Origin of the sequence: Bacteroides sp. DH3716P (assembly GCF_025914115.1) — a bacterium.
Taxonomy (GTDB): Bacteria; Bacteroidota; Bacteroidia; order Bacteroidales; family Bacteroidaceae; genus Bacteroides; species Bacteroides ovatus.
This window is the reverse complement of sequence record NZ_CP083673.1, coordinates 5,695,435-5,709,314: the sequence shown is the minus strand read 5'-3', so window position 1 is coordinate 5,709,314 and position 13,880 is coordinate 5,695,435. Positions and strand designations below refer to the sequence as shown.

The following is a 13,880-nucleotide window of genomic DNA, read 5'->3' as shown; positions in this document are numbered from 1 at the left end:
GAATTACCGCATAAGCGACCAACGAACATAATACAGAAATTGCCGTGTCAATACCTAAAATAACCCAATAACTGAAATAATTTTTGCGGGCATATTGCACTATGCTCTTCAATGTCTTTTCCATTATAGTATAAATGAATAAAGTTGTGTGTCTGAAATATAATCACATATTCAAAGCTTCACCGGTTCCACATACCCAACCGGCATATCCGCACAAGCACACCCCAACATATTCAACCGGACAGCAATCTTACTCCTGCCATCCACCGTGACAAGTTCTCCTACAAGACCAGTCAAAGGACCTTTGACAACACGTACTTTTTCACCACGTGCCAAAGGAGCGCTATTCATACAGATTGCCTCTTCNACAAGACCAGTCAAAGGACCTTTGACAACACGTACTTTTTCACCACGTGCCAAAGGAGCGCTATTCATACAGATTGCCTCTTCGGAATAATCGAGCATAAAACGGAAACGGGCCATTTGTTCATCAGGAATAATAGTCGGACTGCTCTCACCGCGCATTACCATATACCGACTAACTGTAGAAAAGGAAAGAACCTCTTTACGTTCTTTAGGATCAGCATGTACAAAAACCATCATCGGAAGCAACACGGACTCAACTACTTTACGGCGGTCACTCCATTGATGTACTTCTTGCTGGACCGGTACAAAATTTTCAATCCCTATTTTGTCTAAACGCTCGGCTACTTTCTTCTCATGATGCATACGGACCAGAGCGACATACCAGCGTTTAGAGTGTGCTACGCCTTCCCCTGTCCCAATACTAGGCCCAGCACTTAAAGTTTCTTTCGTTAGAATCATACTTTTTTACCCCTTATGTTTCCGTTACTTCTTAGGTAACGGATAAGGTACTCATTCACAGGAAAACAGATGAAAACAGAAAAACATGGACAAGAACCGCCTACAGCAATGTTTTTCTAACCTACGCGAAGGGAAAAGCATCTTTGAAAACAGAATATAGGAATATCGGGCATGATAAAACAAAACCATCATGTCCTGATATATTTTTGTTGCATATTTCAACAAATCAGAAAAAAAAGAAGATTTTACTTGTTTACTATTTGTATTTTTGCATATCTTTGCACCGAATAATTATCCGTTACCTAAGAAGTAACAGAAACATTTCGCCCTTGATTTCTAATACTTTATCGTCAATTATCTACCTAAACGATAGTTTCTAATGTAAGATAAATTCCCTTTATTTACCTCTGTACGTTCTCTTAGCTCAAAACCTTTTAAATAGATTTGTGTGGTTTTTATAGATTTATGTCCCAATGATTCACTAATCATTTCAATTGGCACTCCACGATACTTGGCTGTCGTTGCCCAGGAATGGCGAAGTGTGTAAGAAGAAACGGGAGAATTCAAACGTAGAGCTCTCGCCAAATCCTTCAAACTATTATTGAATCTTCGAAGAGCAGACTGATATTCACGGTATGCCCTTTCATCCTTTCGTTTCTTGTTACCGCAAAGTATGTCGAACAGATAGTTCGGACAATCGGGAATGGGTTCCTGATTATTTCGGAGTTGATTAATCATTCCCCTGGCAGTATCAAGCACTTCCACGCTCATGGGAGTTTTCGTCTTGATTCGATTATAACGTAATACACTCTGCTCTAAAGCTGATTTTTCCAGATGCGCTAAATCGGCGAATGACATTCCACAAAACTGGAACATCAGGGCGGCAATAGTTTGTGTGCGACGTAAACGCTCCGATTTGGGATCCTCATATAGAAGTTTGTGCAATTCACCGGCAGGCAAAGCTTTCTTTTGGCGGACATCCACGCCTGTATAGACATCATGAAATAATCGGGGAACATAAGGAGCACTACCCGCTTCCACTCCCCGATTGTAAATGCTACGAAGCATACGCATATACGTAGAAATCGTATTAGGCTTCAAACCACACTCATAAAGATACTGACCATAACGTCGTAAACGTTCTTTGGTGACCTGTCTGAACGACATATTCAACGTACCACAAAACTTACTGAAAGAATAAAGGGCATTCTTATAGACATGCGCTGTAGAATAACGCCCCTCCTTTCGTAAACGATTGATGTAGTTCTCCCCACATCGACTAAATCCATTTTTATTCATCATTTGCATCACTAGTTATTTTATATATATACTATTTGGCAAGCGGCAAAAGAACAAATCTTTTTGCACGTTTAATTCCGCTTTCCAGATATTATTTTTAGAATTAATATATATTTAACCAACGTTAAAATTAGTAGATTATGAAAAGTAAAAATGCCAAAAAAGGTAGTAAAAACGGCAAGGTGAAAAGAAATGTCCAAACAATGAAAAAAGCCCCCAGGAGGCATTCAAGGGAAGAAATCATCAGTGAAGAAGAACTGGATAACAGAATAGCAATCGATGGAGATATCCGTCTTTATTTCACCATGTATTTAAAAATCTTTATTGATGGACATTTCCGCCATCCCAAGAAAAGAAAGCTGATAAATCTAGCCCAATATATCTATGACCAAAAAGTATTATACATCCACAAACACGGTGGCTATAAGTTAATGGAACTTAGTAGTATACATGCTGAATTAGGGGCATTGAGAAAACCTGTTGAAGAAGAGTACATGAAAGAGAAAAAGGAAAAAAGAGAACAAGCTGAAAAGATCAAAAGCAAGTACTAAAAAAAATAATGGGACAGTTGGAATATAAGGCTTACCTTCGCCGCCGTTTTCAACCGGTCGAAAACTAACAGATTTTCTCTTAAAAAAATAGTGACGGTATGCTATCGTTATAGCGTCACTATAATGAAAGGATAGTGACGCTATGACAACAACATACCGTCACTATCTATAAGGGAAGATTTACGCTCAAACAGAAATTTATTTTTCAAAATTAAAAACAGAAGAAAATGAGACAAAAAATCAGGAAAGGCAAGTTAGAAGCTTGCAAATTAGTATGGAAAAAACGTATTACTGCTGAAAAGGGGATTTCGGATAAATGTGCGGAGAGAATTGTACAAGAGTGCATTAAACTAATAGATCGCATGTTGTATGGGAATGTAGTGATAGCTTTTTACAAGCAGGATGGCACGTTTTGTCTGGAAAGAGGAACACTGGTAGGATATGAAAAATTCTTCCATAGAGAATTCAATATCACAGCAAAACAAGAGTCTATTCTCTATTGGAGTGAAGAACAAAAAGGATGGAGAAGATTTATGATCGGGAACCTGATGGAGTGGAGAGCTATTGTATAAGTTAGATTAAAATATATTGAACAATGAATATGATTAATAAAGGGATACCTTATTTTCCGACACCGGCAAACTTCTTTGACGAAGAAGTGATGGAACTATTAGAAGCTAAGTTTGGAGTATTAGCTTCTTACATTGTCATGCGATTGCTTTGTAAAATATATAAAGAGGGATATTATATCTCTTGGAGAAAGGAACAAAACCTGATTTTCGTCCGTAAAGTGGGCGGCGGGATCAAAGAGGACATGATGGAAAAGATTGTCGACCTATTATTGGAAAAAGGATTTTTCCATAAGGAAACCTACGAAAAATACGGCATACTCACTTCGGAACAGATTCAAAGGGTGTGGTTTGAAGCTACTACACGAAGGAAAATAGATTTCTCCCAACTACCTTATTTATTAGAGACCAAGAAGAAAAAAGGGATGCAAAAAGAAGAGTTGAACGCGGAAAATGCAGACATTTTTGAAACTCAAGAGGAGGTGAGTCAAGAAAATGCAGACATTTCCCGACAAACTAAACTAAAGGAAACTAAACTAAATTCTGAAGAAGAAGAAATTAACGATGCTTCGATTGAAATTCCGGGGTATGCCTACAATCTGGCTACACACAACATAGCAGGATTGATGGAGAGTCTGGACAACCATAAAGTGACTGACCCAAAAGAGAAACAGACGATTCTCCGGCTATCGGACTATGGCAGGAAAGGCACCCAGGTGTGGAAACTGCTCTCCAATACGGCCTGGAGTAAAATCGGAGCACCGGGGAAATATATCATTGCAGCGTTAGCTAGCGGACGGAAATAAACCGACTGATTAAAAGCTGATAAAAAAGGTACGAAAAATCTGTGCTTTTCACAAATTCTTCGTACCTTTACGCTCCGGTAAAACAAGTTCTATCCACATAAAAGATAACAAAATGGAAAACAGAAGTTTAGTAACCATTGCCGAACATTCTAAAGAAAAAATCCTCTACATGCTCGAAATGGCGAAGCAGTTTGAAATGAACCCCAATCGCCGGTTATTACAAGGAAAGGTTGTAGCAACCCTGTTCTTTGAACCTTCCACCCGTACCCGCTTGAGTTTTGAAACAGCTGCCAACCGTCTCGGTGCACGAGTAATCGGATTCTCTGACCCCAAAGCTACCAGCTCTTCCAAAGGGGAAACACTTAAAGACACGATCATGATGGTGAGCAACTATGCAGATATTATCGTCATGCGACACTATCTCGAAGGAGCTGCACGGTATGCCAGCGAAGTAGCCCCGGTGCCCATTGTCAACGCAGGTGACGGAGCCAACCAGCACCCGTCGCAGACGATGCTCGATCTCTACTCTATCTACAAGACACAAGGAACGCTGGAAAATCTGAACATTTTCCTGGTGGGTGACTTGAAATACGGCCGCACCGTACATTCTTTGCTGATGGCGATGCGACACTTTAATCCGACTTTCCACTTCATCGCTCCCGAAGAGCTGAAAATGCCGGAAGAATACAAACTTTACTGTAAAACGCACCAAATAAAATACGTTGAACATACGGATTTTACCGAAGAGATTATCGCTGACGCCGATATTCTGTACATGACCCGTGTGCAACGCGAACGTTTCACCGACCTGATGGAATATGAACGGGTGAAGAATGTATATATTCTCCGTAACAAAATGCTGGAAAACACACGTCCGAACCTGCGTATCCTGCACCCGCTTCCCCGTGTCAACGAAATTGCTTACGATGTGGATGACAATCCGAAAGCATATTATTTCCAACAGGCACAAAACGGTCTGTATGCCCGCGAAGCAATCCTTTGCGATGTATTAGGTATCACATTAGATGACGTTAAAAACGATATTTTATTATGAGCGAAAATAAACAAGCATTGCAAGTAGCTGCCCTGAAAAACGGGACAGTGATTGACCATATCCCATCCGAAAAGCTCTTTACCGTAGTGCAACTGCTCGGTGTGGAACAGATGACTAGCAATATCACTATCGGATTCAACCTCGACAGCAAGAAGCTGGGTAAAAAAGGGATCATCAAGATTGCAGATAAATTCTTCTGCGACGAAGAGATTAACCGTATTTCAGTAGTTGCCCCGCACGTCAAGCTGAATATCATCCGCGATTACGAAGTAGTGGAAAAGAAAGAGGTGAAAATGCCGGATGAACTTCGGGGCATCGTGAAATGTGCCAATCCGAAATGTATCACCAACAACGAACCGATGGCCACTATCTTTCATGTGATAGACAAGGATAATTGTATCGTAAAGTGCCATTATTGCGAGAAAGAGCAGAAACGTGAAGAGATTACAATCCTCTGAATAAACGTATAGCCCTATGAAACAGGACTGGAAACCAGGAACGATGATCTATCCGCTGCCGGCTGTACTAGTCAGCTGCGGAAAGGAAGAAAGCGAATATAATATGTTCACAGTAGCATGGACGGGTACGATTTGTACAAACCCGCCCATGTGTTATATATCCGTACGTCCGGAACGCCATTCTTATGACATTATCAAAAAAAACATGGAGTTTGTCATCAACCTGACAACGAAAGATATGGCTTTTGCCACTGACTGGTGCGGAGTTCGTTCGGGACGTGATTATCATAAATTTGATGAGATGAAGCTGACACCCGGACAGTGTACGGTGGTTAGTGCTCCGTTGATTGAAGAATCTCCTCTCTGCATTGAATGCCGTGTGAAAGAAATCATCTCTCTCGGCTCACACGATATGTTTATCGCTGACGTAGTAAATGTGCGTGCGGACGACCGGAACCTGAATCCTGAAACCGGAAAGCTGGAACTGGCCGAAGCCAATCCGCTGGTATATGTGCACGGAGGATATTATAATCTGGGAGAGAAAATCGGTAAGTTCGGTTGGAGTGTAGAAAAGAAGAAATCATAAAAAGTGCGATATTGCCATGAATATGCTGCGTAAATTCATCCTTCCCGGTTTGTTAGCTATAGCCTGCACGGCTGTCGGCCAGAACTATAACGCAGAAAAAGTAGACCGCCCCAATACAAAAAAAATAAATATCGGTATCAAGGCGGGATTCAACTCTTCCATGTTCATGGTGTCTGAACTGAAAATTAAGGATGTAACTATCGATGAGGTGCAGAATAACTACAAGATAGGTTATTTCGGCGCCCTCTTTATGCGCATCAACATGAAGAAGCATTTCATTCAGCCGGAAGTGTCCTATAATGTAAGCAAATGTGAGATCACTTTCGATAAGCTCGGTTCGCAGCATCCTGCCATCGAGCCTGATTATGCTTCCGTGCAATCGGTGTTGCACAGTGTGGATTTCCCTATTTTATACGGCTATAATGTGGTGAAAAAAGGGCCTTACGGAATGTCTATCTTCGCAGGCCCCAAACTTCGCTACTTATGGGGAAAACACAATGAAATCACTTTTAAGAATTTTGACCAAAAAGGGATTCACGAAAGGCTGTATCCGTTCAATGTCAGTGCAGTGATCGGTGTAGGCGTCAACATCTCCCGTATCTTTTTCGATTTCCGCTACGAGCAAGGCATCGGAAATATCTCCAAGTCCATCATTTACGACAATATCAATTCCGACGGCAGCACAGGAGTGAGCAACATTATTTTCCGTCGCCGTGACAGCGCGTTAAGTTTTTCGCTGGGATTCATCCTTTAAGAATAAAATATCATTAAATCCGGCTTTTTACTAACATTTTTCTTGTACTTCCTTCATTCTTTATTTATTTTCATTAACTTTGTGCGCTTAAAATAGGTATCTCGAATTAGAAATTTAATCTTACTTATAAAAGAATGAAAAGAGACGACATCATTTTCGACATCATCGAAAAAGAGCATCAACGTCAGTTGAAAGGAATCGAGCTTATTGCATCAGAAAATTTTGTGAGTGACCAGGTTATGCAGGCAATGGGTTCTTGCCTGACTAACAAGTACGCAGAAGGTTATCCCGGCAAACGTTATTACGGAGGTTGCGAAGTAGTAGACCAAAGCGAACAAATCGCTATCGACCGCCTGAAAGAAATTTTTGGCGCGGAATGGGCAAACGTACAACCACACTCGGGAGCACAAGCTAATGCTGCTGTTTTCCTCGCAGTTCTGAATCCGGGCGACAAATTCATGGGATTAAATCTTGCACACGGCGGACACCTTTCTCATGGCTCACTGGTAAACACTTCCGGTATCATCTATACTCCTTGCGAATATAACCTGAATCAGGAAACTGGACGCGTTGACTACGACCAGATGGAAGAAGTCGCTCTACGTGAGAAACCGAAAATGATTATCGGTGGTGGTTCTGCATACTCTCGTGAATGGGATTACAAACGTATGCGTGAAATCGCCGACAAAGTAGGCGCTATCCTGATGATTGACATGGCTCACCCTGCCGGCCTGATCGCTGCCGGAGTGCTCGAAAATCCGGTTAAATATGCACATATCGTCACTTCTACTACACATAAAACACTTCGCGGACCTCGTGGTGGTGTCATCATGATGGGTAAGGATTTCCCCAATCCGTGGGGAAAGACCACTCCGAAAGGTGAGATCAAGATGATGTCTCAATTACTGGATTCTGCCGTATTCCCAGGGGTTCAAGGCGGACCGTTGGAACATGTAATTGCTGCTAAAGCAGTTGCTTTCGGTGAAATCCTGCAACCTGAATTTAAGGAATATGCTAAACAAGTACAAAAGAACGCTGCTGTACTTGCACAGGCTTTGATTGACCGTGGCTTTACTATCGTTTCCGGTGGTACAGACAACCACTCTATGTTGGTCGACCTGCGTAGCAAATATCCTGAACTGACAGGTAAAGTGGCAGAAAAAGCATTGGTTTCTGCCGATATTACTGTTAACAAGAACATGGTTCCGTTCGACAGCCGTTCAGCTTTCCAGACTTCCGGTATCCGTTTGGGTACTCCTGCTATCACAACTCGTGGTGCAAAAGAAGATTTGATGCTCGAAATTGCTGAAATGATCGAGACTGTATTGTCTAACGTAGAAAATGAGGAAGTTATTGCACAAGTACGTGCACGTGTCAATGAGACAATGAAGAAATATCCTCTTTTTGCTTATTAAAAAACGATTTCAAAGCTAATAGCTTCACTGTTATCAGCTTTATTTCTTATTTATAAGGTCTGCTCTTTGTGAAAGGAGCAGGCTTTTTTTATTTATTAACGGTCCCGCCCGAACCATCTGTCCATATTTTCGTTTTTCTTACTATAAAAGAAATATATGATGTCATATATCACTCATAGCAAGGACGAATTCAACCGTACAGTGTGCAAGAAGAGAAAACAGAAGCGCACTGGACTCTATATACAGTCATCCCCGTCTTTCCACATTTTATTTCATAGGGAAAGACGGGGATTTATTTTACCGGCATCATACCGGAATATTTTTTTGAGGTATATATTTTAGCTCAATCCTTCTATTTCTCCATCCACAATATCGATGTGCAATGCCTGCGGCTCCTTGGGTAATCCCGGCATACGAAGAATTTCTCCGGCAATGGCTACAATCATTTCAGCTCCGTTATTGATAACAATATCTTTAATATGGAACTCGAAGTTGTTTACCGCACCATAAATCTTTGGATCGGCAGAAAATGAATATTGTGTTTTCGCAATACAAACCGGATAATGAGTAATTCCCATTTTCTCGATCAGTTTGATACGGTTGCGGGCAATACTGCTATAAGTAATAACGCTGGCTCCGTAAATATTAGTGGCTACCTTTTCAATCTTCTGCTGTATGCTATCTTCTTCTTTATAAGTGTAGCGTAAAGATTCGGACGGATTGTTCTCTATGGTATCTACTACCAGACGGGCCATATCTACTGCTCCCTCTCCTCCTTCACTGAACGCATTGTTAATGGCGAAACCCACTCCCAACTGTTCGCAATGTTCGCGCAGTAATTCCATTTCTTCATCCGTATCGGATGCAAACTTATTGAAAGCTACGATGATGGTCTGACCGAATGAGCGAAGGTTACGAACGTGTTTGTCGAGATTACGCAATCCTTCTTTCAAGCCTTCCATATTCGGCTCTTTGATACGGTCGAGACTGACACCTCCGTGCATCTTTAATCCTTGTGCCGTAGCGACAATCACCGTGAGACGTGGTTGGAGTCCGCTCTTGCGGCATTTGATATTATAGAATTTTTCTGCACCGAGATCGGCACCGAATCCGGCTTCTGTTATTACATAATCACCGAAAGACATTGCCAATTTAGTGGCCAGAATAGAGTTACAACCATGTGCGATATTAGCAAACGGACCACCATGTACAAAAGCAGCGGTTCCTTCGGTAGTCTGCACTAAATTAGGATGGATAGCATCTTTCAACAACACAGTGATGGCTCCTGCCACTCCCAAATCTTTCACAGTAAAAGGTTGGTCGTCATACGTGAAGCCCAACAGGATATTTTCAATACGGCGACGCAGATCACTCACATCTTTGGAAAGGCAAAGAATTGCCATAATCTCCGAAGCAGGAGTAATATCGAAACCGGACTCTTGGGTAATCCCGTTCGATTTAGGTCCGAGGCCGACAACGATGCTGCGCAACGAACGGTCGTTCACGTCAAGCACTCTCCGCCAAAGAATTTCTTTCAATCCGAAACCTTTTGCCTGGTTCTGATAGAGATAATTATCGAGCAGGGCGGAAATCATGTTATGGGCAGAAGTGATGGCATGAAAATCTCCGGTAAAATGGAGGTTAATTTTGTCCATCGGAAGCACTTGTGCATATCCCCCACCGGCTGCTCCTCCCTTCATTCCGAAACATGGACCGAGAGACGGCTCGCGAAGAGCGACAATCGCATTCTTTCCAATTTTATTCAATCCCAAAGCGAGACCGATAGATACTGTAGTTTTGCCAATGCCCGCTTTGGTTGCTGTGATAGCAGTTACCAGAATGAGATTGCTTTTCTTCACTTTCTCTTCATCAATCAGTTGTTCGGGGATCTTTGCTATGTAGCGGCCATAATTCTCCACTTCCTCACGAGGGATTCCGATACCTTCGGCAACTTGCTTAATCTTCTTCAGCTCAATACTGCGAGCTATTTCTATGTCTGATTTCATACAGAATATGATTAGTTTTATTTTTGAAGGAACAAAAGTATAACAAAAAAGCGAAATAGAGAAATTTAAAGTTCGACGGATATTATATCTCTATTTTTCATAACACAACAAACTCTTTTTACGCTATAACTGTTGTAAATGACATAACCTAAAACAACAACTTAATTATGGAATGGATTATTAATCAACTAAGGGTACATCCTGAACTTGCTATTTTCCTGACGCTCTTTGCCGGGTTCTGGCTTGGCAGACTCAAAATAGGGAAATTCTCCTTGGGGACAGTCACCAGCGTTCTTCTGGTCGGAGTATTGGTCGGACAACTGAATATCACTGTAGATGGTCCGATGAAAGCTGTGTTCTTTCTGCTTTTCTTATTTGCCGTTGGCTATAAGGTAGGTCCGCAGTTTTTCCGCGGATTGAAGAAAGACGGCCTGCCACAAGTGGGATTTGCCGTACTGATGTGTATTGTCAGTCTGGTAGCCCCGTGGATACTGGCCAAAATCATGGGATATCATGTAGGAGAAGCTGCCGGACTGTTGGCAGGCTCACAAACAATATCCGCCGTTATCGGCGTGGCAAGCGATACGATCAACCAGCTGGGAATCAGCGATGCACAGAAAGCCACGTTCATCAATGCAATTCCGGTAGCGTATGCCGTAACTTATATTTTCGGAACGGCCGGTTCGGCGTGGATTCTGGCTTCTCTCGGCCCTAAAATGCTGGGTGGACTGGATAAGGTGAAGGCCGACTGCAAGGAATTGGAGGCTCAAATGGGAACATCGGAAGCTGACGAACCCGGATTTTCCCCGGCTCTTCGTCCGGTTGTGTTCCGTGCTTATAAAATCACCAATGAATGGTTTGACAAAGGAAAGAAAGTCAGTGAACTCGAAGCTTATCTATGTAAAAATGATAAACGGCTGTTTGTAGAACGGATTCGTCAAAAAAGAGTGGTGAAGGAAGTAGATCCGAACCTGATTCTTCATAAGAATGACGAAGTGGTACTTAGCGGACGCCGTGAATTTGTGATTGGAGAAGAAGACTGGATCGGTCCGGAAGTGATTGATGCACAATTACTCGACTTCCCTGCAGAAACTCTTCCTGTAATGGTGACCCACCGGACTTTTGCCGGAGAAACGGTTTCCAAAATCAGGGCGCAGAAGTTTATGCACGGGGTTAGTATCCGGAATATCAAACGTGCCGGAATCAATGTTCCGGTATTGCCTAAAACGATTGTAGATTCGGGAGATATTCTCGAACTTACCGGTCTTAAACATGAAGTGGAAAGTGCTGCCAAACAAATGGGCTATATTGACCGGCCTACCAACCAGACGGATATGATCTTCGTTGGATTGGGTATTTTGCTCGGTGGTCTTTTCGGTGCACTGGCTATTCATCTGGGAGGTGTTCCTATCAGTCTTTCTACCAGTGGCGGCGCATTGATAGCCGGACTTCTGTTCGGTTGGCTACGCAGCAAGCATCCTACTTTCGGAGGTATCCCCGAACCTTCTTTATGGGTATTGAATAATGTAGGACTGAATATGTTTATCGCAGTGGTCGGTATCGCCGCAGGTCCCAGTTTCATTGCCGGATTCAAGGAAGTAGGCGTCAGTCTGTTTATCGTCGGCGCATTGGCAACGGCCATTCCTCTCCTCGCCGGATTGCTGATGGCGAGATACTTGTTCAAATTCCACCCTGCCCTGTCATTGGGATGTACGGCAGGAGCACGTACTACAACAGCTGCATTGGGAGCTATTCAGGATGCAGTGGAAAGCGACACACCGGCATTAGGATATACGGTGACGTATGCAGTCGGCAATACGCTCCTGATTATCTGGGGAGTTGTCATCGTACTACTTATGTAAAACTATATAAATAAATATCATTATGGAAAAGAAAACAAATAACCCTGCCATTACCAAAAGTTATGCCAAGAAAATGGAAACGATCAGCCCGTTCGAGCTGAAAAACAAACTGATCAATATGGCAGATGAAAGTATCAAGAAGATAGCACATACCATGTTGAATGCCGGAAGAGGTAACCCGAACTGGATTGCTACCGAACCACGCGAAGCCTTTTTTCTGCTGGGACAATTCGGCCTTTGCGAATGTCGTCATGCGTTTTCACTGGAAGAAGGAATAGCAGGTATTCCGCAAAAGGCGGGAATTGCTGCCCGTTTCGAGGCTTTCCTGAAAGAAAACGAGAAAGCTCCCGGTGCTAACCTGTTGAAAGAGGGCTATAATTATATGCTGATGGAACATGCTGCCGATCCGGATACGCTTATTCACGAATGGGCGGAATCGGTGATTGGCGACCAGTATCCTGTGCCCGACCGTATTTTACATTTTACGGAGTTAATCGTACAGGATTACCTGGCGCAAGAGATGTGTGACCGCCGTCCGCCGAAAGGAACTTTTGACCTTTTCGCGACTGAAGGAGGTACAGCAGCCATGTGTTATCTGTTCGATTCTTTGCAAGAGAATTTCCTGTTGAACCAGGGGGATGCTATTGCTTTGATGGTTCCTGTGTTCACTCCTTATATAGAAATCCCGGAACTGCGACGCTATCAGTTCGACGTTACCGAAATTTCTGCCGACCAGATGACTCCTGACGGTTTACATACCTGGCAGTATAAGGATGAAGATATAGACAAGCTGAAAGATCCGCGGATCAAAGCGTTGTTTATCACCAATCCGAGCAACCCGCCCAGCTATGCACTTAGCAAAGAGACTACCGAACGTATCATCAACATTGTGAAGAATGATAATCCGAACCTGATGATTATCACGGATGATGTGTACGGAACGTTTATTCCTCATTTCCGTTCATTGATGGCAGAGTTGCCGCACAATACGCTTTGCGTTTATTCGTTCTCCAAATATTTCGGAGCTACAGGATGGAGAACCGCTGTGATCGCTCTACACGAAGACAACATCTACGACAAAATGATTGCCCGCCTGTCGGAGGAGCAGAAATCAATATTAAACAAACGTTATTCCAGCCTTAGCCTGCAACCGGAAAAGATGAAATTTATTGACCGCATGGTGGCTGACAGCCGACAAATTGCGCTGAATCATACTGCAGGGCTTTCCCTGCCCCAACAGATACAGATGAGTTTGTTTGCCCTCTTCTCGCTTTTGGATAAAGAGGACAGTTATAAAGCCAAGATGCAGGAAATTATTCATCGCCGCCTGCATGCATTGTGGGATAATACAGGTTTCACACTGGTAGAAGATCCGCTGCGTGCCGGATATTATTCGGAGATTGATATGCTGGTATGGGCGAAGAAATTCTATGGGGATGACTTCGTTACTTATCTGCAAAAGACCTACAATCCATTGGATGTGGTTTTCCGCCTGGCAAACGAAACTTCACTCGTTCTGTTGAATGGTGGTGGCTTTGCCGGACCGAAATGGAGTGTGCGTGTGTCACTAGCCAATTTGAATGAGGCCGATTATGTGAAAATCGGACAAAGCATCAAGTGTGTGTTGGAAGAATATGCCCAAACATGGAAAGCATCAAAAGAATGAACTAAGTAGTTCATTTTATAAATGAGAAT

Annotated in this window: 13 protein-coding genes; 10 read left to right on the top strand and 3 right to left on the bottom strand. The window is 42.8% G+C overall.

What is annotated here, in order from left to right; translation table 11 throughout:
• Positions 1 to 171: 171 nt before the first annotated feature.
• Both KQP79_RS21870 and KQP79_RS21865 read right to left on the bottom strand, forming a co-directional pair.
• Positions 172 to 825: a UpxY family transcription antiterminator gene (locus KQP79_RS21870; RefSeq protein WP_264386562.1), complete on the bottom strand. Its 654-nt coding sequence runs from the start codon at positions 823 to 825 to the stop codon at positions 172 to 174.
• Positions 826 to 1,179: 354 nt separating this feature from the next.
• Entirely contained in the window at positions 1,180 to 2,133 is a 954-nt protein-coding gene (locus tag KQP79_RS21865) for a tyrosine-type DNA invertase cluster 3b (RefSeq protein WP_008777059.1), read from the bottom strand.
• A gap of 131 nt (positions 2,134 to 2,264) precedes the next feature.
• Between KQP79_RS21865 and KQP79_RS21860 the strand changes: the two genes are divergently transcribed.
• From KQP79_RS21860 to glyA, 8 genes are all read left to right on the top strand, one after another.
• Positions 2,265 to 2,675, top strand: a complete 411-nt coding sequence (locus KQP79_RS21860; RefSeq protein WP_061448191.1) for a DUF4119 family protein — start codon at positions 2,265 to 2,267, stop codon at positions 2,673 to 2,675.
• Between the two features lie 227 nt (positions 2,676 to 2,902).
• The gene (locus KQP79_RS21855) at positions 2,903 to 3,247 is read left to right on the top strand and encodes an SH3 beta-barrel fold-containing protein (RefSeq protein ID WP_008648001.1); all 345 of its coding nucleotides are present in this window, start codon (positions 2,903 to 2,905) and stop codon (positions 3,245 to 3,247) included.
• 23 nt (positions 3,248 to 3,270) lie between these two features.
• Positions 3,271 to 4,050, top strand: coding sequence for a DUF4373 domain-containing protein (locus KQP79_RS21850; RefSeq protein WP_138343532.1), 780 nt, complete (start codon positions 3,271 to 3,273; stop codon positions 4,048 to 4,050).
• 112 nt (positions 4,051 to 4,162) lie between these two features.
• Positions 4,163 to 5,104 carry an aspartate carbamoyltransferase gene (gene pyrB / locus KQP79_RS21845; RefSeq protein WP_004325807.1) on the top strand — a complete coding sequence of 314 codons (942 nt, stop codon included), beginning with the start codon at positions 4,163 to 4,165 and terminating at the stop codon, positions 5,102 to 5,104.
• Positions 5,101 to 5,562: an aspartate carbamoyltransferase regulatory subunit gene (pyrI, locus tag KQP79_RS21840; protein ID WP_004295791.1), complete on the top strand. Its 462-nt coding sequence runs from the start codon at positions 5,101 to 5,103 to the stop codon at positions 5,560 to 5,562. The genes pyrB and pyrI overlap by 4 nt, the downstream gene beginning before the upstream one ends.
• Before the next feature lie 16 nt (positions 5,563 to 5,578).
• Positions 5,579 to 6,148 (top strand): flavin reductase family protein, encoded by a 570-nt coding sequence (locus KQP79_RS21835; RefSeq protein ID WP_004325806.1) that lies wholly within the window; start codon positions 5,579 to 5,581, stop codon positions 6,146 to 6,148.
• Positions 6,149 to 6,164: 16 nt separating this feature from the next.
• Positions 6,165 to 6,902, top strand: coding sequence for a porin family protein (locus KQP79_RS21830; protein WP_004295789.1), 738 nt, complete (start codon positions 6,165 to 6,167; stop codon positions 6,900 to 6,902).
• A gap of 134 nt (positions 6,903 to 7,036) precedes the next feature.
• A complete protein-coding gene (gene glyA / locus KQP79_RS21825) occupies positions 7,037 to 8,317 on the top strand; it encodes a serine hydroxymethyltransferase (RefSeq protein WP_004295787.1) in 1,281 nt (426 codons plus the stop codon).
• Positions 8,318 to 8,655: 338 nt separating this feature from the next.
• Here the strand turns inward: glyA and KQP79_RS21820 are convergent, their stop codons facing one another.
• Positions 8,656 to 10,323, bottom strand: a complete 1,668-nt coding sequence (locus KQP79_RS21820; RefSeq protein WP_004295785.1) for a formate--tetrahydrofolate ligase — start codon at positions 10,321 to 10,323, stop codon at positions 8,656 to 8,658.
• Positions 10,324 to 10,490: 167 nt separating this feature from the next.
• On the opposite strand from KQP79_RS21820, the gene aspT reads away from it, so the two are divergent.
• Both aspT and aspD read left to right on the top strand, forming a co-directional pair.
• The gene (gene aspT, locus KQP79_RS21815; RefSeq protein WP_004295784.1) at positions 10,491 to 12,185 is read left to right on the top strand and encodes an aspartate-alanine antiporter; all 1,695 of its coding nucleotides are present in this window, start codon (positions 10,491 to 10,493) and stop codon (positions 12,183 to 12,185) included.
• A gap of 22 nt (positions 12,186 to 12,207) precedes the next feature.
• Complete coding sequence (gene aspD, locus KQP79_RS21810) at positions 12,208 to 13,851, top strand: aspartate 4-decarboxylase (RefSeq protein WP_004295783.1); 1,644 nt, start codon at positions 12,208 to 12,210, stop codon at positions 13,849 to 13,851.
• Positions 13,852 to 13,880 lie beyond the last annotated feature (29 nt).

Bases quoted from the DNA above. Each gene is read 5' to 3' on its own strand.
- KQP79_RS21850 (WP_138343532.1), top strand. From the start codon at position 3,271: ATGAATATGATTAATAAAGGGATACCTTATTTTCCGACACCGGCAAAC.
- KQP79_RS21830 (WP_004295789.1), top strand. From the start codon at position 6,165: ATGAATATGCTGCGTAAATTCATCCTTCCCGGTTTGTTAGCTATAGCC.
- KQP79_RS21865 (WP_008777059.1), bottom strand. From the start codon at position 2,133: ATGCAAATGATGAATAAAAATGGATTTAGTCGATGTGGGGAGAACTAC.
- glyA (WP_004295787.1), top strand. From the start codon at position 7,037: ATGAAAAGAGACGACATCATTTTCGACATCATCGAAAAAGAGCATCAA.
- KQP79_RS21855 (WP_008648001.1), top strand. From the start codon at position 2,903: ATGAGACAAAAAATCAGGAAAGGCAAGTTAGAAGCTTGCAAATTAGTA.
- KQP79_RS21820 (WP_004295785.1), bottom strand. From the start codon at position 10,323: ATGAAATCAGACATAGAAATAGCTCGCAGTATTGAGCTGAAGAAGATT.
- aspT (WP_004295784.1), top strand. From the start codon at position 10,491: ATGGAATGGATTATTAATCAACTAAGGGTACATCCTGAACTTGCTATT.
- pyrI (WP_004295791.1), top strand. From the start codon at position 5,101: ATGAGCGAAAATAAACAAGCATTGCAAGTAGCTGCCCTGAAAAACGGG.
- pyrB (WP_004325807.1), top strand. From the start codon at position 4,163: ATGGAAAACAGAAGTTTAGTAACCATTGCCGAACATTCTAAAGAAAAA.
- aspD (WP_004295783.1), top strand. From the start codon at position 12,208: ATGGAAAAGAAAACAAATAACCCTGCCATTACCAAAAGTTATGCCAAG.
- KQP79_RS21860 (WP_061448191.1), top strand. From the start codon at position 2,265: ATGAAAAGTAAAAATGCCAAAAAAGGTAGTAAAAACGGCAAGGTGAAA.
- KQP79_RS21835 (WP_004325806.1), top strand. From the start codon at position 5,579: ATGAAACAGGACTGGAAACCAGGAACGATGATCTATCCGCTGCCGGCT.